Here is a 24,795-nt window from a genome sequence, read left to right as displayed (position 1 = left end):
GGACGTCAAGTTGCTTGCCCTGGCCAATCGCCGTGAACACATCGGTGAACACGAAACCGTTGGGCCGATCCGCAATGACCGGGGCACGATCAAGCCGCCAAAAGTCAAAGCGTTCGACGCCCGAGGCGACCGCGTCCGCACTGAGTTTCCAGAAGCCAACTGTCGGCGCGTTCTGCGAGCGACGCACCAACACGCCACTGCAATAATGCACCGCCGTGGCACCGACGCAGGCGCTTGGGGTCAGCCGATAACGTGCATTGAGCAACTGCGCCACTTCCGGCCCCGTGACCGCCCATGCGCCGTGGATCGTGAACAAAATCAGAAAAAACCCGACGAACCACCTGACACTCCGTTTGCCTGATTCCATGGCGAATGCGCTCCTAGTGAAAGTACCTTGCCGACGGTGACGGCTGTTTACAGCGTGCTCTGATCGAACGGTTCGTAGACAAAAGCGTTCGCGTCGGGTGCGTTGAGCGCTACTCGAACGATCGGCACCGTCCGGGCGGTTTGCTGGTAGAAGTCGCGCTGAATAAACTGGGCGTCCTTCAGCCCCGCAGTGCCGGCGACCACAAAAATCGCCTCAAGCGGCAATTGCTGGGGAATGTTTTGCGCCCATGCGGCGATGATGATTTCGTTCCACGCTGGATTGCGGTTCCGCACGTCGATACTCAGCTGTACCTGTGCGGGCGTTACATTGAAGGCACAGGTTCCGCCCTGTGCCCGGTAGGCGGCGACCGTGGTAACACCCAGTGCGTCACAGTACGTGCGGCAACTATTGGGAATACTGCTGGTGCCGGCGTTCGTTGGATAAATGCAACGGAGCGTGGCGTTATAGGGTGTCGGTGCAGCCGACTCCTTGAAAATCAGCCCCTGATTACCGGCAATCTGCACCATCCCCACATCGACCCTGGCCCAAGAGAACGAAACGCCATTGCGCCCCACGGAGTTGGGGCTGGGGTTCCACGCATGAAACTGAGTTGAAGCGGCAGTGCCGCGTATCAGCACACCGTTGCAATAGAAGGCCGCACGACCATCGCGACAGGCGATGGCGGTGTCGCCAAATCGTGCATTGAGCCGGGACGCTACCTGGTACCCGAAATACAACTGATCCTGCTGATTGAAACCAAATACCTTTTGCCCTGCGTCATTCAGATCAAGACGCAGAATGGGCAACCACGCGCCTGTCGCCTGGAAGTAATCGCGCTGATCACGCTGCGCGGCGAGCAAGCCTGTGGGCCAGCCACGGTCGTAAAACAACCCCTCGACCGGCAACGATTGTGCCGCCTGCTCGTTCCAGTTTCTGACCAGCACTTCCGCGCTCAAGTCCGGCTGCGAGACCTCCAGTGTTTTACCCAGCCCCAGCGCCGTAAATTTATCGGTGAACACATAGCCGTTTTGCAACAAGGATGGATCCCGAGCGATGTCTTTGCGCAGATAGGCAAATCGCTCGAACCCGGCACCAATCGCTTCGGAGCTGAGCATCCAGAACGGACGTCCCGGACTTGTTTGTGAACCCCGCACCATCACGCCACTGCAGTGGTAGGGATCGGTGTCGCCCGAACACCTTGGGTTGTCGATTGCATAACGACTGTTAAGGATCTGCGCGACTTCCGGGCCGGTGACGGCCCAAGCCAACCCGCCAAATTGCAGGCAAAGCAATAGCGTGCTGTTGACCAGCAGACGATAAACGTTCATGGAATCCCTCCCGGAGCAAACTCAACTCATCGAAACACCCAATACCTGATGAAACTCACTCAGGTCGGCGGAGGTGGGATTAGGGTCCAGTGGGTCGTTCACCGGTTTGTCCAGATCGACTATCCAGGCGGTATTGGCGCCGTTGGTTTCACCGGTCCAGAACGGATAAGGCAAACGTCCGAAGTAATCAGTCAGCGAACCGGCATTGGCGCTGTAGATGTTCAGCAACTGTCGCAGTTGAGCTAAGGAAGGCGGTTGCAACCCGGCAACCGAACAGGCATCGCGCATACCCGTCCAGTTGGCGGTAGCCGTCAGGAAATGCAACTGACCAATGCCTCTGACATTCAGCTGATATTTTTTGGTCTGACCCACGCTATCGGTAGCGCTGATCAGGCAAGTACCATTGCCAGTGGCCGTAACTTCTGCCTGCTGATCCACCACCCTGGCAACCTTGGCATCGCTGGTGCTGTAGTGATATGGGCCTACGCCCCATATCGCCTCCCGGGTAAACCGGCTGAAGGCCGGCGGATCCACGGGCGGCTTGCCGGTCATCACCACGTAATTGGAGGTACTCAGATCCAGCGTGTGCTCGCCTTCAAAACCGGCCTTGATTTCCAGGTGCAGCTCCTGGGACGTGTGCAGCCGTTGATTACCGAACCAGACCTCGTATCTCACCCCTATGAAGCCGCCCAGGTATTGCGCAAACACGCTCGAGTCGACAAGGAAGAAAGGCGGGTTGGCACCCTGATTCGCCCTGATTTTGATCTTGTCGATCAGCTTTTGCGGGGCACCCTGCGGGGTGATGTACAGATGAATTTCATCGTTGGACTTCATCCCGGCATACACGCGCAGGCGCACGGCTGTTCTCGGCTCCAGCGCCTGCGGATCGAGGGTGCCATCAAGTACACCGTCAACTGTCGGTTCGGGAAGCGTTGCCAGAACACCAGTGTTTTCTTCGAGCATTTCAGTCACCTCAGAGTCGATCAGACACTCGGCGCCCTCACGAGGTGTCGAGTGTCGAGCAGTTCGAATGGTTTTATTGAGACTCGGCTGTCTCGTTCGCTTCGACGTTTGCTGCATCCATTGCCGTAGCAGTGCCGTCGATATAGGAGACGAAGCCGTTAAGGCCGGCAGCGCCACCGATGCCGGCCGCTTGCCCCCACGTGACCACGCGCTTGTCGGATGTCAGCGCGATGAACCCGTGCGAGTTGGTGTAAATGGCGACGACGTTGACCAGTTGCGCGGCGACCGGTGAGGTATCACCGCCAAGCGTTGCGTTACCCCACGCAAAGACACGTCCGTCAGCACATAGCACCGCAAATGCATGAGAGGTTCCGACTACCTGGATGGCGTTGGTGAGCGCAGCGATCTGCGCTGGCACGACACCCGCTGGCGCTGTTCCCCAGGCAGCCACGCGGTTGTTTTCCGTGATACCCGCGAACGCATGCCAAGTAGAGGCAACATCGACAAAACGCAGTGCGGCGATTCCGGGAAAGTTATTGAGATTGCCTCCGTAACCGGCCTCCCCCCAGGCAACGACATTCTTTGCGCTGGTGAGCGCCACAAAGGCACGTGCATTGGCGCAACAAAGCCTTTGGATATCGGTGCGGTTGGCGATTTCGGCAGGAAGCGGGCTGCCGTAGCCTGCAACGCCGAACGCGAACAGCCGTTTCGTCTGGGTGATACCCGCGAATGCCTGATAGGAACAGATGATTCGCTCTACGTTGTTGACGCCCGGAACCGGACTGGCCACAACGCCATGGCCCCAAGCTGTGATGCTGCCATCCATCCGTTCGGCACAGAACGCCAGACCACCGTTGAACACACGCTTGATATTACTCAGTCCGCCCGCGGGCAGCGTGCCACCGTACGATGCATTGCCCCAGCACCGCACCTCACCAGTAGTGGTCAGCCCGGCAAATGCGTAACTGTTGCTGGCGAGGGTTTTGAATCCGTTAGGGTTGACCGCGCCCATATTGCCGCCACTGCCCGCTTCGCCGAACGGCAGCGCAACACCCTCTCTGCTAAGTGCTACAAACGCACCGCCGGAACAAAATACGCCCTGCAAATTCTCCAGGATCAGATACACCGGAGGAATGTTGCCGCCATAGGATGCATTGCCGAATCCGGCGAGATCACGTCCACCCAAGCCGCCCCCGCCTGACACTCGAGCGTCGCGCAGCACGACAACTGCTGCGGCGCCGCTGACGTTGGCGTCTACGCCGTTGCCACACACATTGACTGGATTGAGGGTCACTTGCTCGGTGGAGGAGCGTACTTGTAGTGACCGGGAGGAGTCGGTATCGAAGAATTGGGTGCCGGCAGTCCAGGCGGCATCACCAACATATCGCCACTCCGACAACATCGGCTGGAGGGTCTGAGCATTCAATGCCCACATCAGGCACGGCGCACTGGAGGAACGATAGGTATTGGAGTTATGCCGCGCCCCCATGACCTTCAATTTGCCGGAGCCAATCACGCGACGAACATCGAAGTTCTTGAAGCCTGATGGTTCATCCGCGCCGCCCGCCTTGCGCTTGATGGTGTAACCCAGCGTAAAACTTGCGCCATTTTGCTGTTCGATGAAAAGGCGTGGAATTTTCATGATCAACTCCCGCCCTTCGTCAGCCTTGAAAACCGTCCTGATGATTGCAGGTGCACCGCTGGGCATCAGCGTAACAACGTCACCTTCCTTGAGTTGCGCGGTAATCCCGATTCGGGCATTGGCCCCATCGGCAGGCACGTCGTCAGGGTTGATCTGATCGCGATTGGGGCCCGTCGCTTCGCTGATCGCTGGCAACGGCAGTACCGCTCGCTGCACGCTCAGTATCAGGACATCGGAAAACTGCTCGCCCCCGGCGTCGCGCTCCACCGAATAAGACACCCGGACACCCAGGTCCTGATTAGCCAGCACATACCGGTGAGGGACCTGATGGGTGAAGGGCTTTCCGTCACCAATGAAAGAAATGGACTCCTCCCACGGATAGTCGCCGTCCTGTGCGTCGCCGTCCCACTTCAACTTGATGTAATCGCCAAATTTGAGCTCGGCGCCATCGATGACCACCGACGCCCCTTTGCTGGCCGTGTCCCCCGGATTCAGAGCACCTGCGTCATTAGCCTCCAATACCTTCGGTACAGGCAATGGCTGCTTCGCACTCGCGCCAATCGCCACTAACGTATTGGCCCCGAGGCGCTCCGTGCCGGATCCATTGGTAGGTTCGACCGAGTAACCGATCGTCAGTTTGCAACCCACGTTTGCCTTGAGGAAGTCCAGGGGCAGGTAAAACGACACCGGGATATCGAGATCGCGATCATCGATGTCGATGGAGTCGTCGTAGCGCTGTGAATCCAGCGGATTATCCGACTGATACCACAGGTAAACGGTGTGACCCTTCATGTCCTGGAACGGTAGAACCTGAACCTCCGCGTCCGAGAAGGGAGGCAGTTGTTCGGGATCCAGTACCCCGTCCACCTCATCCACCACGATGGCAGCCTGCAAGTCGGGCCTGGGTTCGCCGACCCGTACCGAGTGGCGCAAGGATTCGGCCGCCAATGGATGGTCCTTGCTGGTGCCCACCTTGTAATACACCTCGAGCGGCCCGCCATCAATCTTCGACAGGAATGTCACGGACAGCGGGAACGTCATGTCGCGGGTGGCCTGTGAACTGCTGATACGCCGTCCGCTATCGAACAGGTGCACTACTCCACCCGGCGCAATGCCCATCGCGTAAAAGTGCAACCACGTTTGCGCGACTATCCCGGCATGGGGTGAAACGATGCCGGTCGCAGCTTTGGCAGGATCGACCACAACACCATTGATCGGAAGGATTTTCGGTGCCGGCAGGTTCACCGCGCTGCCCTTCAGCCACACGGTGGTTCGGCTCGAGCGCCGTGTATCGCCCGTGCTTCTTTTGGTCAGTTCATAGCGGAAATAAATGTGCTCTCTGGCCAACTGCACAACCGTGACGTTGGGCATGAAAAAGCGCACGGTGCTGTTGATCTGGGTAACGGGTTTGGACTCGGTGAACACCACAGTCTCAACGCCACTCTTGATGCTGGAGACCGACAGCTTGACAGTATCTCCCAGGTCGAAGGTAACCGGGCGCGTGACCACGTCCACCTGAATATTCTTGCTGCCCAGTGTGGCGAGGTCATAAAACCGTTCGCCTGTATCCGGATCGACTTGCACCGCATCCAGAATCACCGGACGCAACAGATCCGGGGTCACCTCGACATACACCGAAGTACGCAATGACCAGTCACTGGCACGGTTATGCACTTCGTCACGGGGGCGGTAGATAAAAATCTGATCACCGTTGCCGGCCTTCAAGATGACTTCCGGCGGTAGCTTGCCCTGGATTTCTTTGCCGACCTGCTCGGGCAGTACAGTGATGTAAAAAAATACCCCACCGAAACTCACGGTAATTTCGTCAAATTGACGCATGTTCGGATAATCAGGAATGGCGAATTGCACCCCTTCAGCCGACTCCGCCAGTTCTCTGGTGATTCCCCCGGCAGGCACATTGAGCAACTTTGGCGCCAGCAATCGGTAGTGCCCGGGACGATCCGGCTCCGGATCCGTGCCGCCAGGCATCAAAAACCGGACAAAGACTTCAAGCGGTGGGGAGACGCCAACGTTCTGGCTGTTGCGCATTACCTCATACCGGAAAGACTGGAAGCCCTGTTTGAGCAGGTGCCCTGGCAAGAACACGTGGGAGGTTTCATTTTCCTGACCCGCCGCCAGGTTGAATGACAGCAATGCGATCGGATCCAGACTGGAGTAAATGTGGATGTTGTCTCCCTCTTTAGCCTTCAGATACGGCAGTACATCAACGAGCAAGCCTGCGGCATTGGAGGTGCACATGCTGCGGTTGACGCCAACCCGATTCTTGTTGGCCGTTCCGTCAGCATCATGGATTTGCGGAATCTGCCCCGGAATGTACAACGGCGACAGCGCCAGAATGTTCCCGGCCTTTACCAGAATCTCGTCCGGCAATAACTCTTCCGTAGTCATATGAAGTCTCCTTCGTGCGGTATGGCGCTGGATCAAGCGTACGTATCGGCGCCGGGTGCACACATTTGGCAGCACGAATGAATCGGGCACAACTGTCAGAAATTACAGGTAGGCAGCAATATCCGACGAACGGCTACACACCATTTTTCGCCGTTGCATCTCAGCAATGACCTTCGGCAGATGCCGATATAACGATCCACCGGCATAATGGCCGCCGGCATCCGAGGCATCCGAAAATGCCGGCACAGCTCATCCATTTGGGAACAAAAGATGAACACCACCGAAAGCCTCAAGGACTACCAGCGCGTTCGCCTGCTGGCGATCCGTTCGTCGTTCGAGATCATCGAGCAGTCCAGCGAAGGCACGGTGATTGTCGACCGCGATGCGAACATCGTCTGGATGAACGAGCGTTATGCCCGACGCTTCGGCCTGGAATCGGCGGAAGTGGCCATCGGCAAATCCTGCGAAAGCGTGATCCCCGGCAGTCTGTTGCGCGAGGTGGTGCGCACCGGTCGGCCGATTTTGCTCGACATGCAAGACACCCCCAAAGAACCACTGGTGGTGATGCGCCTGCCGATTCATGACGACGCCGGTGTGGTGATCGGCGCCATCGGGTTTGCGCTGTTCGATGAATTACGCAGCCTCTCGCCGATGCTCAAGCGCTACATGAGCATGCAGGAAGAACTGGCCTCCACCCGCTCGCTGCTGCGAGCGCGGCAGACCAAATACAACTTCGCCCATTTTATCGGCACCAGCGCCGCCAGCCTGGAAGTCAAACGCCGCGCCCGGCGCAGCGCGAGCGCCGAGTCCCCGGTGTTGCTGCTCGGTGAAACCGGCACCGGTAAAGAGCTGCTGGCCCAGGCGATCCACGGCGCTTCGCCGCGCGCACACAAAGCCTTCGTCAGCATCAACAGCGCGGCGATTCCCGAATCGTTGCTGGAAGCGGAATTCTTCGGCACCGCGCCCGGCGCGTTTACCGGTGCTGATCGCAAGGGCCGTGCCGGCAAGTTGCAGATCGCCCTGGGTGGCACACTGTTTCTCGATGAAATCGGCGACATGCCGTTGCCACTGCAAAGCAAACTGCTGCGGGTACTGCAGGAGAAAGAATTCGAGCCGGTGGGTTCCAACGAAGTGATCCAGAGCGATGTGCGGGTGATTGCCGCGACCTCCACGGATTTGGAAGCCGCGATCAAGCGCGGCGAATTTCGCGCCGACCTGTATTACCGCCTCAACGTACTGCCGATCCAGGTCCCGCCGCTGCGTGATCGACTCGATGACCTGCCAGCCCTCAGTGAAGCGATTCTGGAGGAGCTGCGCAGTCAGCACGAATTGAACCGTGAAGCGCTGGAACTGCTGGGTCAACATGCCTGGCCGGGGAATATTCGTGAGCTGCGCAATGTGCTGGAGCGCGCGGCATTACTCAGTGATGACTTGGTGCTGAATGCCACGGATATCCGCGCGGCGATTGGTACGTTCACACCGGTAGAGCGCATCGCACCAGTGACGATTGTGCCGGTAGCGCACCAGACTTTTAGTGAGGCTCGGGAGCGATTTGATCGACAGTTGATTGAGGCCACCCTCGCGCAATGCGGCGGGAAGGTTGTTGAAGCGGCGGCGCGGTTGGGGCTGGGGCGGTCGACGTTGTACAAGAAGATGGTGGCGTTGGGGATTGCTGAGTCTCTATAAAGAGACATGAATCTCCATTGTTAGACAGAACATCGCGAGCAAGCTCGCTCCCACCTTTGCCCCGCAACTCGGTCAATCTGTGGGAGCGAGCTTGCTCGCGATGAGGCCTTCTAAATCTACACATGTCTCCGAAGAGAGACAAAAGCCTCAAGCGCGCCATGAAAATCTGAAAAAAATCCATACATTTCAACGCCTTAACCGTCTGGCACGAAACTCGCTATAGCCCTCTCCCACAACAGATCCACCCTAAAAAAATAACAATCCAGGAGACACACCATGAGTGTGATCATTGCCTTGGCAGCCCTCACGCTGCTAATGCTCGCGGCCTACCGTGGCTACAGCGTTATCCTCTTTGCCCCGATTGCCGCCCTCGGCGCCGTTCTGCTCACCGACCCTTCCGCCGTCGCCCCCGCCTTCACCGGAGTGTTCATGGAGAAAATGGTCGGCTTCATCAAACTGTATTTCCCGGTGTTCCTGCTCGGTGCAGTGTTCGGCAAGCTGATCGAGCTGTCGGGCTTTTCGCGCTCCATCGTCGCAGCGGCGATTCGCCTCCTCGGCACGAGTCAGGCGATGCTGGTGATCGTACTGGTCTGCGCTCTGCTGACTTACGGCGGCGTGTCGCTGTTCGTGGTGGTGTTCGCGGTCTACCCGTTTGCTGCTGAAATGTTCCGCCAGAGTAATATTCCCAAGCGACTCATCCCGGCGACCATCGCCCTCGGCGCATTCTCGTTCACCATGGACGCCCTGCCCGGCACCCCGCAAATCCAGAACATCATCCCCAGCACCTTCTTCAACACCACCGCCTGGGCCGCGCCTTGGCTGGGCCTGATCGGCGCGATCTTCGTGTTTAGCGCCGGCATGCTGTTTCTGCAGCGCCAGCGCAACAAAGCGCAGCACGCCGGTGAAGGGTATGGCACCGATCTGCGCAACGAGCCGGAAACCGCGGCCGACATCAAACTGCCCAACCCGTGGATCGCCGTGTCGCCGCTGCTGGCCGTCGGCATCATGAACCTGCTGTTTACCCAGTGGATTCCACAGTGGTACGGCAAAACCCATAGCCTCGCGCTGCCGGGCATGACCGCGCCGGTGACCACTGAAATCGCCAAGCTCACGGCGATCTGGGCCGTTCAGGCAGCCTTGCTGGTCGGCATCATCATGGTGTTGGTGTTCGGCTTCCAGGCTATTCGCGGCAAACTCGCCGAGGGTAGTAGAAGTGCGGTCAGCGGTTCGTTGCTGGCGGCGATGAACACCGCGTCGGAGTACGGCTTTGGTGCGGTGATCGCTTCCTTGCCAGGCTTCCTGGTGCTGGCCGACTGGCTCAAGAGCATTCCCAATCCGCTGGTCAACGAAGCGATTACCGTAACCCTGCTGGCCGGCATTACCGGTTCCGCTTCGGGCGGTATGAGCATCGCGCTGGCGGCCATGGCCAATGACTTCATCGCAGCGGCCCACGCCGCCAACATCCCGCTGGAAGTGCTGCACCGGGTGGCCGCGATGGCCAGTGGAGGCATGGACACCCTGCCACACAACGGCGCGGTGATTACCTTGCTGGCGGTGACCGGCCTGACCCACCGCGAAGCCTACAAAGACATTTTCTGTATTACGCTGATCAAGACCCTGGCGGTTTTTGTGGTGATCGGTACTTTCTACGCCACTGGCATTGTGTGAGGTATTCATGACGACTCTTTCGGGCAAGACTGCACTGGTCACCGGTTCCACCAGCGGCATCGGCCTGGGCATCGCCCTCAGCCTGGCCAAGGCTGGCGCCAATCTGATCCTCAACGGTTTCGGTGATGCGTCCAAAGTGATTGCCGAGGTCGAGCTGCTCAATAACAAAAGCGGAGGCAAGGTTGGCCATCACCCGGCCGACGTCAGCGACCCGGCACAGATCGCCGACATGATTGCCTACGCCGAGCGCGAGTTCGGCGGCGTGGACATCCTGGTCAACAATGCCGGCATCCAGCATGTGGCGTCGGTGGAAGATTTCCCGGTGGAGCGCTGGGATTCGATCATTGCGATCAACCTGTCTTCGGTATTCCACAGCACCCGTTTGAGTTTGCCGGGCATGCGCGCCAAGGGCTGGGGACGGATCATCAACATCGCTTCGGTGCATGGCCAGGTCGGGTCTGTCGGCAAGGCGGCCTACGTGGCGGCCAAGCATGGCGTTATCGGTTTGACCAAGGTGGTGGGGCTGGAAACGGCGACCACCAATGTCACCTGCAACGCCATCTGCCCCGGTTGGGTGCTGACGCCACTGGTGCAGAAGCAGATTGATGACCGCATCGCCAAAGGGATCGACCCGCAACAGGCGCAGCATGATTTACTGGCCGAGAAGCAGCCGTCCCTGGAGTTTGTGACACCGCCACAATTGGGCGAACTGGTGCTGTTTTTGTGCAGTGAGGCCGGTAGCCAGGTGCGTGGCGCGGCGTGGAATATTGATGGTGGGTGGTTGGCGCAGTAACCCACAGATGATCGTTCCTATGCTCTGCGTGGGAACGATCTGTACAACAACAAGAAGAGGCAAGCCATGTCCGACATCCTCTGGCAACCCAGCGCCAAGCGCATCGGCAAGACCCGCATGGAGGCCTTCCGGCGCTTCATCAATCAGCGGCACAATCTCCACGTCGACGACTACCCTGCCCTGCACCAATGGTCCATCGATCAGCGTGAAGCGTTCTGGCAGGCCATCGTCGACTTCTTCGACATCCGTTTCCACGACCAACCGGACGCTGTACTGGTTGAGGGCGCGCAAATGCCGAGCGCCCAATGGTTTCCCGGCGCCACCCTGAACTTCGCCGAACATCTGATGCGCCGTCGCGACGATGCCGTGGCGGTTGTGGCCATCGGTGAAAGCGGCCAGCGTGAACAGTTGACCTGGGCCGAACTGGCGGAGCATGTCGCCGGTTTCCAAAACAGCTTGATTGCTGCTGGCGTCGTCGTTGGCGACCGTGTGGCCGCGTGCATGCCGAACACCTGGCAAACCCTGGTGGCCATGCTCGCCACCACCAGCCTCGGGGCGATCTGGTCCTGCTCCTCACCGGACTTCGGCACCCAGGGCGTAATCGACCGTTTCGGCCAGATCGAGCCGACAGTGCTGATCACCTGCGCCGGTTACCGCTATGCGGGCAAGGACATCGACCAGACCACCAAGGTCAATGAAATCCTCGAACGCTTGCCGTCCTTGCAGCAGTTGATTGTCGTGCCTTACGCCCGACCGCAAGCGCACATCGAACACTTCCACACCCGGGCCAACGTGACGCTCTGGGATGATTTCTACGACGTCGGCGGCGAGCCGAATTTCGTTCCCGTGCCCTTCGCCCATCCGCTGTACATCCTCTATTCCAGCGGCACCACAGGCGTGCCCAAATGCATCATTCACAGCACCGGCGGCGTGTTGTTGCAACACGTCAAGGAACATGGGCTGCATTGCGATCTCGGTCCCGGCGACCGCTTGTTCTACTACACCACGTGCGGCTGGATGATGTGGAACTGGCTGGTCTCGGCGCTGGCCGTGGACAGCGCGGTGGTGCTGTACGACGGCTCGCCATTTCATCCCGCCCCCGAGCGCCTGATCGACCTGATCGACGACGAACGCATCAGTGTCTTCGGCACCAGCCCCAAGTACCTCGCGACCCTGGAAAGCAGCGGCATCAAACCTCGCGAAAGCCATGACCTGAGCAGCCTGAAAACCCTGCTGTGCACCGGTTCCGCGTTGTCGCCGCAGAGTTACGACTACGTCTACCGTGACCTCAAGCCTGACCTGTGCCTGGCCTCGATGTCTGGCGGCACCGACATCGTTTCGTGTTTTGTGAACAGCAATCCGCTGCAACCCGTGCGCCGTGGCGAGATACAAGGCAAGAGCCTGGGCATGGCGGTGGAAGTCTGGAACGACGACGGCCAGTCTGTGATCGGCGAAAAAGGTGAGCTGGTATGCACCCGGCACTTCCCGGCAATCCCCATCGGGTTCTGGAATGATCCTCAGCAGGAAAAGCTTCGTGCCTCGTATTTCAGTCAGTTCCCCGGGGTCTGGGCCCAAGGCGATTATGCGGAACAATTGCCCCATGGCGCGATGATGATCCACGGACGCTCCGACGCCGTACTCAACCCCGGCGGCGTGCGCATCGGTACGGCGGAAATCTACCGCCAGGTGGAGAAAGTCCCACAGGTGCTGGACAGCGTGGCCATCGGTCAGCAATGGCAGGATGACGTGCGGGTGGTGCTGTTCGTACGGTTGCGCGAGGGTGTCGATCTGGACGAAGCGCTGCAACAACAGATCCGCCAGCTCATCCGCGCCAACACCACACCGCGGCATGTGCCGGCGAAGATTGTCGCGGTGACCGATATACCGCGCACCATCAGCGGCAAAATCGTGGAACTGGCGGTGCGCAACGTGGTGCATGGTGAGAAGGTAAAAAACACCGATGCCTTGGCCAATCCCGAAGCGCTTGAGCAGTTTCGGGATCGGCCGGAACTCGGAACTTAAACGATCATGCGGGTGTGTGTTAATCCATGTGCGAACCAGGTGGGCGCCTTCCACTAACAGGATTCGGCGCAATAGAGTTGTTTAGAGTGATCAGAACCGGCTCGTCAATCGCGCTACCGGGGTTTGCTTCAAGCGCGCTGCGCAGCGTGGACATATTGAGCTCATAACTACCCTTGTCCGTATACAGCTGGCTCAGCAGCGAGGTGGCCACAGCCAGTGAGTCAGCATTTTCGAAGGCTTTTGAACTGGCGTGGCAGGCACGGCCCTCATCCGTAACCGGCAAACGTCCCGACGCCAAGTTCAGCAGTGGAGCCACGTCCAGCGACTGCCCTCTTTCGCCGTTGCGTCCCGCATCGCGGGCATAACTGACATCATCAGTCTGTGAAATACCGTGGAACAGCTCATGAATCAAGTCGTCTGCCACGACGTCATGGTTGAAGCCCAGACCGATGAAGTGCTTGTTGAGATTGGGCGTATAGATTTCGATGAATTTCGTGTCGGATTGGTCTTTTGCACCTTTCCATTGCTTGTAAGCATCCATGTTGAAAGCAGCAATATTGTTAGTGTTCTTGAGCGGATCGAGAAAAATGTTACTGATGGAAAAACCTGCAAAGTCTGCCCTGACCAATCTCAGATAGCTCAACAACCGTTCGAATGCATCGCTCGAGTTGCTTCCCATCAGTACCTTGATGATTGCGTTGCGTTCCCTCGTCAAGTCAAGACTGGTCAAGACGTTGATCGCATTTTCGATTTTTGTACGCGCCAGCGGCAAGCTTTGCTCAATGAACTGTCGGGTATAGCTGACGGGCAATGTCTTATTGAATCGCGGAAACTGGACAGGTGCCTGAAAGGTGAAGTTGTTCAGTTTTGGCCCCCAGGGTTTGCCCAATCGATCAAGGGCATACCATTGCCGCGAGTTACGCGCGGCCACCACCGTTAGCGCGTCACCGGTTGCACCATGGGGTCGCCAGGTGCCCTGTCCGGTGGTATCGGCGCTGTTGGCTGCGCGAACCAGGTCGTAGCTTTTATGACGGCCATTGAGTTTGCGCAACTGGGATTGCGCCAGTTCGAGGATCTCTTGAGCCTGCCTGTTAAAGCGTAGCGCCCCCTTATGGATGAGTTTCCCCGCTCCGAACAATGCCGTAGGCACACCATCCAAGGGGTTGACGAGGGAAACGGACGTCACGAAGGCTAGCTTGGTCAGGCGGGCGGCTTTGGACGACATGGAGACAGCCTTCGACAAGATGCCCAGCGCTTTGGCACCCGCACCCGCGAAGGCGCCTCCCAAAGCAATGGCGTCCATGGCGCAACCATAGATCCCGTCGACCACCTTGTTGTGTTCTCCAGAAGATAAATCTTCGATGCACTTTTTAAAGGGCAGCACCAGATTCACAATGTAATCGGCAGTTTCGTCGCCTTTTTTGCGTTCGCTTTCAAGCGCTGTCGGCACGGTGGCCATTGCTTCAACTTCGAAAAACTTGCGAAACGGGTGATTGTTCACGACGAACTCGGCAATTCGCACAACCTGTGGGTTGCCAAAATTCATATAAACACTCTGCGTGCGCGCCACCACAGACGTTGGCGCGGGGAGTTCACCCAGCTTTTCAATAATCGCCATGTCGCTGCGTGCGTGATGCTCAGCTGCAATCCCCTCAGTGTATTCCTGAAGAGTGATAGGCAAAGATTCCAGAAGCGTGGGTGCCACGTGCGCGTTCAGATCACCGTTGAAATCGACTCTGGCGCCAGCCCTCAATTTTCCTTTCGAGGTTATCAGCTTCCCGAGAATGTCGTTTTTCCGTAGCTCCCCCCTCAAGGTAAACAACTCATAGCATGCAACCGTGTTTTCGTGGGTAGCGTACATAACAATGCCAAAGCGCCCCGTGACAGCATCTTTGCCTTGCTGGGTTTCGTAGTCTGTTTCAAGCGCAAACGGCCCCCCCCAACGGGAGGAAGATGTCTCTACCGCCGCACTGCGAAGGGTAAAGAAAGTGATCTTACCTTTCAAAAAAGTTTCCAGATCGAAGGGCAGCATGTGTGACAGAGCCAACTTCACATTTGTGACCACCGCACTATTCAATTTCCCGAGATAATCCCGCAATTGCCGGTGAAATTCAGCATTGTTGGGCGCCAGGTACGACAACCGAGGAAAGCGCCTGTAAATGCTGAGTACGGAGGGATCGTGGAGGGTTGGCCTCTTGTCATTGGTCTGACCGGCCAACAAGTCAGGTATTGTGGAAAAAACTTGGTCGGGAAAAACAGCGCGCAGATCCCACTGGCCGCCCGCCAAGTCTCCCGACATATACAAATCGACCATGGACATGGCGGTGGGTGATGCATATAGGCCGGGGTGTTGATAGATAATTTTCTTGTCGAGGAAATCACAATCTGGTGCCACTCGTTCCAAGGCTTTCCGGGCGATGCCTTCTCTGCTGGGCAAGGGATTGGAAACTACACGCGCTAGATGTGTGAAGTGCTCTGTGTAATCCTGGAACGCGGCAATAGCCCGCTCCGTGGTTTCCTTCGCCGCTAGAGTGAGTTCGCTTGACTTGACAACACCATTCATCAGCGCCCAGTCAACCATTGGATCGATCATTGCCAAATCCCGCAGACGGGATAGCGGTGAACTGACAGGCTCAAGTTCGGCGTAGGCCATGATTTGCGCATAGGTCAGCACACGCGACGCCCCTTTCCTGACCGCCAGCGCCACGCCACGGCAAAAGATCACCCAGGCAACCGAGCCCATCGTCAGCGACGATGGAACACCCCTGACCAGAAATTCCGGCGCAATTTCCGCCAGTAGCAGGTGCGATGCCATTGGGGCCAAGACAGGATTCACCCAGCCTTTGGTGTGCAGCAAGGTTTCCAGATCCCTGCGCACGACCCACGAAGATCGCTCGACATTGGTCGGTGCATACAAATCGAGCCCGCCGATACTCTTTCCGCCTTGAACTTTACCGATATCTGGATACAGCTCCAGCAAAATAGCCGTTATCAATAGTTGCCCAAGATCCTGTGCAGAGACGTCTTGCCCGGATTTTGCACCGAACCAGTCCAGTTCCGTCAGGAGTTTCCTGGCGCAGGCTTGGGCCGCCGGATGATTGACCAACTGAACGATACGTTCGGCGGCATTATCGTGCGTTACAAGAGTGCCACCCGTTTCGCGGTACAGTTTATCCAGAAGCTTTTTGTCTGGAGCTATAAGTTTTGCAGTGGTCTGACGAATGCCCGTAAGTTGCTCGGCGGACAATACGACTAACGACTGGTCATCAGCAACAAGTTGGCCCCAATAATTGCCCAGATCGTCGACAACTGGATTAAACTCAAAAACATCAATCAGATTTTTGGTTTGCGCAGCGTCCGTCGGCACATGCAAGTCATGAAACCTGAGCCATTGATCAACATCCACACTGTCTATCGCGATTACAAAGCCACCGGCTTGCTTGGCGATATCCCCCAGATCCCTGAGTCTACCAGGGACACCGGTTAAAGCATGCGCATTAACATCGATTTCTTCCCAGCGCTCTGATGCATCCCTGTACAGCTCTATCGTGCCATTTGCAGTCACCCGAATCGATTCCGAATCCTTGGGTCTATTCTCGCGAAGCGCATCAAACACGAGTGAATTTTCGGCTAACTTATGCCATATAACGCGCCCGGGCATATGAACTTCATAAAGCGAGGACCCCTCTTCCAACCCAAACTCATACCCTTGCCATTCAAATGACCCGTCTGCTGATTGTTCTCCCAAGGCCTCCTTTAACAACTGCAATACCTGTTGCCGCTCTGCTTCATCTGCCTTTAAACGACGCCGTGATTCCTCTGTAGCGGTAACAGACGAATAAAAACTTTTAGCTCTCAATACAGCACACACAATACCACCTCATATATTTAAATGACTGACAATGCAGCGGGAACGAAGTCTTACTTCCCAGCGCAAAACAAGCCAGTCAAAAACCATTAGATGGAATTTCAGAACCCGACAACTAACACACGGACAAAAAGAACAATCATTCCATCAACCCCCACTCCCCAAAAGATGAATCGGGGGTAGAAGCGCCATCGTTATGAAATTTAAGTCGCAGTTTTAGATTATTGACAGAGTCGGCGTTTTTGAGGGCTTCGTCTTCGCTGATCACACCTTCCATCACTAATGTAAACAGTGCCCCATCGAAGGTCTGCATACCCAACTCTGCGGACTTTTCCATGATGTTTTTAAGTTCATCCAGTTCATTGCGCCGTATCAGGTCACCAATGGTCGGCGTTCCCAGCATCACTTCCACCGCCGCCCGTCGCTGACCGTCACGGGTACGCACCAGGCGCTGGGACACGAACGCTTTCAGGTTGTTGCCCAGGTCATGCAGGAGTTGCGTCCGCCGTTCTTCGGGGAAGAAATTGATGATCCGGTCCAGCGCCTGATTGGCGTTGTGGGCATGCAGCGTGGAAATAACCAGATGACCGGTATCGGCAAACGCCAGCGCATGCTCCATCGTCTCGCGGTCACGGATTTCGCCGATCAGTACGACGTCCGGTGCCTGGCGCAGGGTATTTTTCAATGCGGCGTGAAAACTGCGGGTATCGACGCCGACCTCGCGCTGGTTGATGATCGACTTCTTGTGCCGATGGATGTACTCGACCGGGTCTTCGATGGTGATGATGTGGCCACTGCTGTGGCGATTGCGGTAGTCGATCAATGCCGCCAGCGAGGTAGACTTGCCCGAGTCGGTAGCGCCGACGAACAGCATCAGTCCTTGTTTGAGCATCACCATTTCGAGTAGCACCGGCGGCAGCTTGAGGTCTTCGAAACGCGGAATGTCGAGTTTGATGTTGCGCGCGACGATTGACACATCGTTGCGTTGTTTGAAGATATTGACCCGAAAGCGCCCGATACCGGTCAAAGAAATCGCCAGGTTCATCTCCAGTTCCCGATCGAACTCCAGACGCTGTTCGGCGTCCATGATGGACGCGGCAATGGCCGCGACTTCTCCCGGCTTGAATGGCTGATCGGCCAAGGGTCTAAGCACACCCTCGAACCGTGCGCTGGGTGGCGCACCGGTAGACAGATAAAGATCGGAGCCATTCTGGCTGGCCAGGAGCCTTAACAGTGCATCGATTTCCATGGCAAAAAGCACCCGCGAAGCATTCAATGAATAAAAATGACCCAAAACGGGTCATCCAGCATCTACTGCGGTACAAGGATAGTTGACACCGCCACACCGACTTAAGTGCAGGACATCTTGATGAACGCATCACCGACCGGCAGCGATGCCCAGGCCTTGATTGCCCGACTGGACTGGAGACGAAGCCCGCTGGGCGCTGCCAGTACCTGGCCGCAAAGCCTGCGAACCGCCGTGGATATCGTGATTCATTCGCCGATGCCCATGCTGTTGCTGTGGGGTCCGCAGCTCACGCAGATCTATAACGACGGTTTTGCCCTGCTGGCCGGCAGCAAGCATCCACACGCATTCGGACAGCCGACGCACCTGATCTGGCCAGAGTTAAAAGACTTTACCGACCCCATTTACAGCGCCGTCCTACAAGGACAGGTGCGGACCTACAGCGAACAACGCTTCACCTTACAGCGCGATGGCCATGATTCCGACTTCTGGCTGGACCTGACCTACAGCCCCATCCGCGATGAAAGCGCCCAGGTCGCCGGGATTCTGGTCACGGCCATCGAAACCAACGAACGCCGACGCATCGCCCTCGAGCTCGAGCAGCGTTCCGCTGCCAGCCTCAAGGCCCAGCACGAAACCGAGGAGCGTCTGCAACTGGCCCTCGCGGCCACCGACGCCGTCGGCACCTGGGACTGGGACATAAACGAAGACCGCTTCATTGCCGACACCCACTTCGCCCAGTTACACGGTATCGACCCGCTGCTCGCCAGCCAGTTGCCTATCAGCGCCTACCTCCAGGGCGTGCATCCGGAAGACCGGGCCATGGTCGCCCGCAGCATCAAGCACTCCATCACCCACGGCACCGAGTACGCCGAGGAATATCGCCTGCTGCAAGCCGACGGTCAGCTGCGCTGGGTGTTTGCCCGAGGTCGTTGTTACAAGGACCACCATGGCCGGCCGATCCGCTTCCTCGGCGCCGCCCTGGACCTGACCGAACGTAAACACACAGAACAAGCCTTGCGGCAAAGTCAGACCGAGCTGCAACTGATCATCAACGCCATGCCGATCCTGATCAGCTACGTGGACAGCGAGGAACGCTTTCGCCTGAACAATGCGGCCTACCTCGACTGGTACGGGCTGACGCCTCAGGAGCTCTTTGGCAAAACCATCCGTGAAGTACTGGGTGAAGAAGCCTATGCCTTGCGCGCCGAATACATCGCCCAGGCGCTGTCCGGCAAGCCTTGTTGTTTCAGCATCAGCACCCCGCACCGTGACGGCAGCATCCGCCATGCCCTGATGAACTACTTGCCGCGCCATGGCGCGGATGGTGCGGTCAATGGTTTCTATATCTTTGTGATTGACGAAACCGAGCGCAAACAGACCGAAGAAGCCCTGCGCAATCTCAACGAAACCCTTGAGGAACGGGTCGCCGCCCGCACCCAACAATTGGCTGAAGCCAACCAGCGACTGCAGAACGAGATGTTCGAACGCGAGCGCGCCGAAGAGGCGTTGCGTCATGCACAGAAAATGGAAGCGGTCGGTCAACTCACCGGCGGCATCGCCCATGACTTCAACAATATGCTCACCGGGATCATCGGCAGTCTCGATTTGATGCAGCGCTACATCGCCGACGGGCGCGCCGCCGAGGTTGGCCGTTTCACCGAGGCGGCAGTGTCCTCGGCCAACCGCGCCGCCGCCCTGACCCATCGCCTGCTGGCGTTTTCCCGGCGCCAGTCACTGGACCGCAAGCCGTTGAACGCCAATGATCTGATCCATTCCCTGGAAGATCTGCTCAGCCGGACCAAGGGCGACCACATCGAGCTCAAACTGCAATTGGCCGATGACGTCTGGCCGGTCAGCACCGACGTCAGCCAGCTGGAAAACGCCCTTCTCAATCTGGTGATCAACGCCCGGGACGCCATGCCCGATGGCGGCGAGTTGCGGATCGAAACCGCCAACGTTTACCTCGACAGCAGTGACATCAACACCCTGGAACCGGTCAAGGCCGGGGATTATCTGATGATTGCCGTCAGCGACAACGGTACCGGCATGACACCCTCGGTGCTGGCCAAGGCCTTCGACCCGTTCTTCACCACCAAACCCATCGGCCAGGGCACCGGTCTTGGGCTGTCGATGATCTATGGTTTTGCCCAGCAGTCGGGCGGGCATGTCAGCCTGTTCAGCTTGCCGGCCCAGGGCACCAGCGTTCGTCTGTACCTGCCGCGACTGCACGCCTCAGAGCCCGAGAACATCCTGATGCCGGTCACCAGCGAGGCGCCGGCCGCGATTGCCGGTGAAACCGTGGTGTTGGTGGAGGACGATCCGGCGGTGCGCATGCTGGTGCTCGACCTGCTCAACGAGCTGGGTTATCACGCCCATGAAGCCGAAGACGCGAAGACTGCCCTGCCTCTGCTGGAATCCGACCTGCGGGTCGATTTGCTGGTCACCGACGTCGGGCTGCCGGGGATGAACGGTCGGCAGTTGGCGGAGATTGCGCGTCAGCACCGCCCCGAACTCAAAGTGCTGTTCATGACCGGTTACGCGGAAAAAGCCGCCGAGCGCCAGGGCTTCCTGGAGGAAGGCATGGACATGGTGGCCAAGCCCTTTTCCATTGACCTGTTGGCCAACAAGATTCGCGCGATGATCGGTCAACCGGACTGAGTTAAGGCATAATCCCGCGCCCCCCGCTGGCACCAACATAGCCACCACCGTTGCAAGGTACTGCCCATGAAAGCTCAAGCCCGCCATATTCTGGTGAAAACCTCGGAAGAAGCCGAACAGCTCAAACAACGCATCGCCAAGGGTGAAGCCTTCGATGTGCTGGCCAAGAAGTATTCCACCTGCCCGTCCGGCAAGCGCGGCGGCGACCTGGGTGAAGTGCGGCCCGGGCAGATGGTCGGAGTCATCGATGCCGTGATTTTCAAAAAACCGTTGCGGGTTGTGCACGGGCCGATCAAGAGCAAGTTTGGGTATCACCTGGTGCAGGTGTTTTACCGGGATTGAGGGGCTTGAAAGGCCCTATGTAGGAGCAGCCGAAGGCTGCGATCTTTTGATCTTGATTTTCAGCGGTCCCGAAAGGAGCAAGATCAAAAGATCGCAGCCTTCGGCAGCTCCTACAGGGGATTGCGTTTCAATCTTTGGGGATCAGTGCGCCGGGCACCTGAATCACCCAGCTCGCCAGCCGATGCCCCGCTTCAGCCGCCTCAACCGGGCTACCGCCCTTGAGCCGACTGGCCAAATACGCTGCGCTAAATGAATCCCCCGCCGCCGTGGTGTCCACCACCCGCTCGACCACCTGCGCCGGCACTTCAAACGACTCTCCATCACAACGAATCAGACACGCCTCGGCGCCACGCTTGAGTACCACCTCGGGCGTGCCAATCTGCTCGTAAGCGGCAAATACCGCCTCGCAATCGGAAAAATGAAACAGCGCCTGCTCGTCATCGACAGTCAGCAATGCCAGGTCGACATAGGGCAGAACGCTGCGATAGGCGGCCCGTGCGTCCTCGATCGACGCCCACAACCGTGGCCGGTAATTGTTGTCGAACACGATCCGCGCATCCCGCTGCCGGGCTTCGACCAGGGTTTCCAGTAACTTCTCCCGACCTTGCACGCCGAGCACCGCCAGGGTGATGCCACTGAAATACAGCACATCGTAATCCGGCAGTGCCGCCAGGATCGGCGCGGCGGCCGGGGTGGTGAAACAATCGCGGACTGCCGCTTCATTGCGCCAGTAAAGAAAACGCCGTTCGCCGGCCGCGTCAGTCTGGATGCAATACAAACCGGGCAATCGGCCGGGCAAGCGCTGGACCATACCGAGCCCGATGCTTTCGTCGGCCCAGCTCTGGCACATGGCATCGCTAAAACTGTCGTCGCCCAGGGCGGTGACGTAATCCACCGTGCCGCCCTCACCCAACTCCCGGGACAGGTAGACCGCCGTGTTCAAGGTATCGCCACCGAAACTCTGTTGCAGGCTGCCGTCGGCGCGTTGCTGCAATTCGATCATGCACTCGCCGATCAGGGCGATGCGCGGGGTGTTGGGGCCGAGGGTGCTGATGGTGTTCATGTTGTGGGGTCTCTGGTGTTTCTGTGTTGTCTGGTCGGCCGCCATCGCGAGCAAGCGCGCTCCCACAGGGATTGTGTGAACACTGAAGATCCCCTGTGGGAGCGAGCTTGCTCGCGATGGCCGCGCCGCGGTCTGGAGCCTTAGAAACAGGTTTCCATGGTTTCGATGACGTTCAGTTGCTCATCCACCAGACACCCGATACGCCACTTGTCGAACGTCAGGCACGGGTGCGAGGTACCAAAAGAAATAATGTCCCCCACCCGCAACTCAACCCCAGGCGCCACGGTCATGAACGCATGCTGGTCCATCACTGCCGTCACCTTGCAGGCGCTGACGTCGTCGCCCGTCGCCGGCACCACGCCCGCCTTGTAACGCAACAGCGGAACCGGCAACCCGGCGTCGTAGGCCACGTCGCGTTTACCCAGGGCGATCACCGCAAAGCCCGGTTCCGGCAACGACTGCACGTGAGCCCAGACTTCCAGCGCCGGGCGCAGGCCTTCGTGCAGGTCGCTGCGGCGGTCGAGCACGCAGCATTGCGCTTCTTTATAGATGCCATGGTCGTGAGCTACGTAGCTGCCGGGACGCAGCACGCTGAGGAAACGCCCGCCGGCGTTCTGCGCTTCGAAGGATTCAGCGATCAGGTCGTACCAGGCCGAACCCGACGCAGTGATGATCGGCTTGGGAATGGCGAACGCGCCGCTGTCCTGCAACTGCACGGCCAGACGCACCAAAGAATCAGCGAACGCACGGATGCCGCTCACCGCGTGATCGCCGTGAATCACACCTTCGTAACCTTCGATCCCGGTCAGCGCCAGGGCCGGTTGTGCAGCAATGGCTTTGGCCAGCGCGACCACTTCCTCTTCCGTGCGGCAACCGCAACGACCGCCGACCACGCCGTACTCGATCATCACGTTCAAGCGCACACCGCGCGAGACGAAATACGCACCCAGGTCAGTGACGTTGTCCGGGTGATCGACCATGCAATGGAAGTCGAAAGCCGGATCGGCCAGCAAATCGGCGATCAGCGCCATGTTCGGCGTACCGACCAATTGGTTAGCCATCAGCACCCTATGCACGCCATGGGCGTAAGCCGCGCGGGTTTGCGTGGCGCTGGCCAGGGTGATGCCCCAGGCACCGGCGTCCAGTTGGCGCTGAAACAGCGCTGGGGTCATGCTGGTTTTTCCGTGGGGCGCGAGCTCGGCACCGCTGTTGCTGACAAACGCCTGCATCCAGCGAATATTGTGTTCCAGTGCTTCGCGGTGCAGCACCAGCGCCGGCAGGCTGACGTCGCGCACCAGATTGGCGCCAGTGTGGGCAAAGCCCTTTTCCACGGCGGCAGTATTTTTGGCAGAAGACATGGTCGAACTCCTCACATTCGCGGCCGCAGGCAGCCGCTGTTATTCGTTGATGCGACGGGCCAGGTTGTTGGCGCTGTCGATCAGCACCCGCCGATAGTCGTTGTAGTTGTTCTTGGCATCGGCCCGCGGGGCAACGATGCACAGGGTCGCAATGGCCACGCCGTTGGGGTCTTTGACCGGGGCGGCGAAGCAATGGGTAAACGTGTCGGCGACGCTATCGAAAGAGAAAAATCCATCGATACCGGCCTGGCGGATTTCCTGGAGAAACTGCGCAAGCGGCAGACGCTCGCCGTTGGGCAGGATGAAGTCGTCGTGATCGATCAGGTCGACGATTTCCTGGTCGCTCAGGTGCGCCAGCAAGAGGCGCCCGGAAGCGGTCCAGGGAATCGGTGCGCTCTCGCCGATGTCCGAGGAAATGCGGAAATGCCGCTCGCCCTCTTTCATCAATGCCACGGTGTACTTGCGCCCGTTGAGCAGGCACATCTGCGCGGTTTCGCGGGTCTGGCTGACGATCTCCTGCAAGGCGTGATCGGCCTCGCGGGTCAGGTCGAAATGGCGCAAGTGCGCCTGCCCGAGGAAGTACAGCTGACGGCCGAGGTAGACGTGACCGTCCTTACCCACGGGCTCGAGAATCCGCCGGTCCAGCAAGGAGGCGACCAATTCGTAGACCGTGGATTTCGGGCTGCCGATGCCGCTGGCGATTTCGTTCGGGCGCAGGGGCTTGCCGACTTCCTTGAGGAAATCGAGGATATCGAACGCCCGGTCCAGACCGCGAGCCCGGCGCTTGATGGTGTCTTCGGTCATGTCTGTGTTCCCATTCAAAGTCGCCGGGGAGTTTAATCAGAGTGCGATGTTGACCGTTCGGCCGCCATCGCGGGCAAGCCACGCTCCCACATTAGAATGCGTTTCCCTGTGGGAGCGTGGCTTGCCCGCGATGGGCGCGCCTCGGTTCAGGCCTTTTTCTTGTACGCGATGCAGTCAATCTCAACCTTGCAATCGACCATCATGTTCGCCTGCACGCAGGCCCGCGCCGGTGCATGTTCGCTTTTGAAGTACTCGGAAAACACCTTGTTGAAACTCCAGAAATCCCGCGGATCTTCCAACCACACGCCTGCGCGCACCACGTCTTCGAGACCGTAACCGGCCTCTTCGAGAATCGCGATCAGGTTCTTCATGGCCTGGTGAGTCTGTTCGACGATGCCACCCACAATGATTTCGCCATCCAGCGCTGGTACTTGCCCGGACACGTACAGCCAGCCATCGGCTTCAACGGCGCGGGCGAAAGGACGGGGCTGGCCGCCACCGGCGGTGCTACCGGTGCCGTAACGAGTAATGCTCATGAGTGTTTCTCCTGATTGAAAAGTGAAAATTCTTTTGAA

General features: G+C 58.3%; 15 protein-coding genes and 1 pseudogene. 6 read left to right on the top strand and 10 right to left on the bottom strand.

Annotated features, from left to right (window positions below):
- The 4 genes and pseudogenes from WLY71_RS16150 to WLY71_RS16135 form a co-directional block, all read right to left on the bottom strand.
- Positions 1 to 367: pseudogene (locus WLY71_RS16150) on the bottom strand (hypothetical protein); the annotation flags it as partial.
- A 47-nt stretch (positions 368 to 414) separates the two neighbouring features.
- Complete coding sequence (locus WLY71_RS16145) at positions 415 to 1,695, bottom strand: hypothetical protein (protein ID WP_347804332.1); 1,281 nt, start codon at positions 1,693 to 1,695, stop codon at positions 415 to 417.
- A gap of 21 nt (positions 1,696 to 1,716) precedes the next feature.
- Positions 1,717 to 2,658, bottom strand: coding sequence for an immunoglobulin-like domain-containing protein (locus WLY71_RS16140; RefSeq protein ID WP_347804331.1), 942 nt, complete (start codon positions 2,656 to 2,658; stop codon positions 1,717 to 1,719).
- Between the two features lie 73 nt (positions 2,659 to 2,731).
- Entirely contained in the window at positions 2,732 to 6,709 is a 3,978-nt protein-coding gene (locus WLY71_RS16135; protein WP_347804330.1) for an RCC1 domain-containing protein, read from the bottom strand.
- 270 nt (positions 6,710 to 6,979) lie between these two features.
- Between WLY71_RS16135 and WLY71_RS16130 the strand changes: the two genes are divergently transcribed.
- The 4 genes from WLY71_RS16130 to WLY71_RS16115 all read left to right on the top strand — a co-directional run bounded on the left by WLY71_RS16130 (position 6,980) and on the right by WLY71_RS16115 (position 12,878).
- A complete protein-coding gene (locus WLY71_RS16130; protein ID WP_347804329.1) occupies positions 6,980 to 8,395 on the top strand; it encodes a sigma-54 interaction domain-containing protein in 1,416 nt (471 codons plus the stop codon).
- Positions 8,396 to 8,671: 276 nt separating this feature from the next.
- Positions 8,672 to 10,063: a GntP family permease gene (locus tag WLY71_RS16125; protein ID WP_347804328.1), complete on the top strand. Its 1,392-nt coding sequence runs from the start codon at positions 8,672 to 8,674 to the stop codon at positions 10,061 to 10,063.
- A 7-nt stretch (positions 10,064 to 10,070) separates the two neighbouring features.
- Positions 10,071 to 10,856 carry a 3-hydroxybutyrate dehydrogenase gene (locus WLY71_RS16120; protein ID WP_347804327.1) on the top strand — a complete coding sequence of 262 codons (786 nt, stop codon included), beginning with the start codon at positions 10,071 to 10,073 and terminating at the stop codon, positions 10,854 to 10,856.
- Positions 10,857 to 10,922: 66 nt separating this feature from the next.
- Positions 10,923 to 12,878: an acetoacetate--CoA ligase gene (locus tag WLY71_RS16115; RefSeq protein ID WP_347804326.1), complete on the top strand. Its 1,956-nt coding sequence runs from the start codon at positions 10,923 to 10,925 to the stop codon at positions 12,876 to 12,878.
- Between the two features lie 19 nt (positions 12,879 to 12,897).
- On the opposite strand, the gene WLY71_RS16110 is transcribed toward WLY71_RS16115, so the two are convergent.
- Both WLY71_RS16110 and WLY71_RS16105 read right to left on the bottom strand, forming a co-directional pair.
- Entirely contained in the window at positions 12,898 to 16,749 is a 3,852-nt protein-coding gene (locus WLY71_RS16110) for a hypothetical protein (RefSeq protein WP_347804325.1), read from the bottom strand.
- Between the two features lie 136 nt (positions 16,750 to 16,885).
- Positions 16,886 to 17,995, bottom strand: coding sequence for a PilT/PilU family type 4a pilus ATPase (locus WLY71_RS16105; protein WP_347804324.1), 1,110 nt, complete (start codon positions 17,993 to 17,995; stop codon positions 16,886 to 16,888).
- A gap of 120 nt (positions 17,996 to 18,115) precedes the next feature.
- On the opposite strand from WLY71_RS16105, the gene WLY71_RS16100 reads away from it, so the two are divergent.
- Together WLY71_RS16100 and WLY71_RS16095 are read left to right on the top strand one after the other, a co-directional pair.
- Positions 18,116 to 20,653: a PAS domain-containing hybrid sensor histidine kinase/response regulator gene (locus tag WLY71_RS16100; RefSeq protein WP_347804323.1), complete on the top strand. Its 2,538-nt coding sequence runs from the start codon at positions 18,116 to 18,118 to the stop codon at positions 20,651 to 20,653.
- Between the two features lie 66 nt (positions 20,654 to 20,719).
- Complete coding sequence (locus WLY71_RS16095) at positions 20,720 to 20,995, top strand: peptidylprolyl isomerase (RefSeq protein ID WP_007898282.1); 276 nt, start codon at positions 20,720 to 20,722, stop codon at positions 20,993 to 20,995.
- Between the two features lie 127 nt (positions 20,996 to 21,122).
- On the opposite strand, the gene WLY71_RS16090 is transcribed toward WLY71_RS16095, so the two are convergent.
- From WLY71_RS16090 to WLY71_RS16075, 4 genes are all read right to left on the bottom strand, one after another.
- Positions 21,123 to 22,058, bottom strand: coding sequence for a sugar kinase (locus WLY71_RS16090; RefSeq protein WP_347804322.1), 936 nt, complete (start codon positions 22,056 to 22,058; stop codon positions 21,123 to 21,125).
- A gap of 140 nt (positions 22,059 to 22,198) precedes the next feature.
- Positions 22,199 to 23,416: an amino acid deaminase gene (locus WLY71_RS16085; RefSeq protein WP_347804321.1), complete on the bottom strand. Its 1,218-nt coding sequence runs from the start codon at positions 23,414 to 23,416 to the stop codon at positions 22,199 to 22,201.
- Between the two features lie 39 nt (positions 23,417 to 23,455).
- A complete protein-coding gene (locus WLY71_RS16080) occupies positions 23,456 to 24,220 on the bottom strand; it encodes an IclR family transcriptional regulator (RefSeq protein WP_347804320.1) in 765 nt (254 codons plus the stop codon).
- A gap of 146 nt (positions 24,221 to 24,366) precedes the next feature.
- A complete protein-coding gene (locus WLY71_RS16075; RefSeq protein ID WP_347804319.1) occupies positions 24,367 to 24,756 on the bottom strand; it encodes a RidA family protein in 390 nt (129 codons plus the stop codon).
- Positions 24,757 to 24,795 lie beyond the last annotated feature (39 nt).

This window comes from Pseudomonas rossensis (assembly GCF_039888995.1).
In the GTDB taxonomy this organism is placed as follows: Bacteria; Pseudomonadota; Gammaproteobacteria; order Pseudomonadales; family Pseudomonadaceae; genus Aquipseudomonas; species Aquipseudomonas rossensis.
This window is presented reverse-complemented; position numbering and strand designations above follow the sequence as displayed.

Bases quoted from the DNA above. Each gene is read 5' to 3' on its own strand.
- WLY71_RS16145 (WP_347804332.1), bottom strand. From the start codon at position 1,695: ATGAACGTTTATCGTCTGCTGGTCAACAGCACGCTATTGCTTTGCCTG.
- WLY71_RS16140 (WP_347804331.1), bottom strand. From the start codon at position 2,658: ATGCTCGAAGAAAACACTGGTGTTCTGGCAACGCTTCCCGAACCGACA.
- WLY71_RS16135 (WP_347804330.1), bottom strand. From the start codon at position 6,709: ATGACTACGGAAGAGTTATTGCCGGACGAGATTCTGGTAAAGGCCGGG.
- WLY71_RS16130 (WP_347804329.1), top strand. From the start codon at position 6,980: ATGAACACCACCGAAAGCCTCAAGGACTACCAGCGCGTTCGCCTGCTG.
- WLY71_RS16125 (WP_347804328.1), top strand. From the start codon at position 8,672: ATGAGTGTGATCATTGCCTTGGCAGCCCTCACGCTGCTAATGCTCGCG.
- WLY71_RS16120 (WP_347804327.1), top strand. From the start codon at position 10,071: ATGACGACTCTTTCGGGCAAGACTGCACTGGTCACCGGTTCCACCAGC.
- WLY71_RS16115 (WP_347804326.1), top strand. From the start codon at position 10,923: ATGTCCGACATCCTCTGGCAACCCAGCGCCAAGCGCATCGGCAAGACC.
- WLY71_RS16105 (WP_347804324.1), bottom strand. From the start codon at position 17,995: ATGGAAATCGATGCACTGTTAAGGCTCCTGGCCAGCCAGAATGGCTCC.
- WLY71_RS16100 (WP_347804323.1), top strand. From the start codon at position 18,116: ATGAACGCATCACCGACCGGCAGCGATGCCCAGGCCTTGATTGCCCGA.
- WLY71_RS16095 (WP_007898282.1), top strand. From the start codon at position 20,720: ATGAAAGCTCAAGCCCGCCATATTCTGGTGAAAACCTCGGAAGAAGCC.
- WLY71_RS16090 (WP_347804322.1), bottom strand. From the start codon at position 22,058: ATGAACACCATCAGCACCCTCGGCCCCAACACCCCGCGCATCGCCCTG.
- WLY71_RS16085 (WP_347804321.1), bottom strand. From the start codon at position 23,416: ATGTCTTCTGCCAAAAATACTGCCGCCGTGGAAAAGGGCTTTGCCCAC.
- WLY71_RS16080 (WP_347804320.1), bottom strand. From the start codon at position 24,220: ATGACCGAAGACACCATCAAGCGCCGGGCTCGCGGTCTGGACCGGGCG.
- WLY71_RS16075 (WP_347804319.1), bottom strand. From the start codon at position 24,756: ATGAGCATTACTCGTTACGGCACCGGTAGCACCGCCGGTGGCGGCCAG.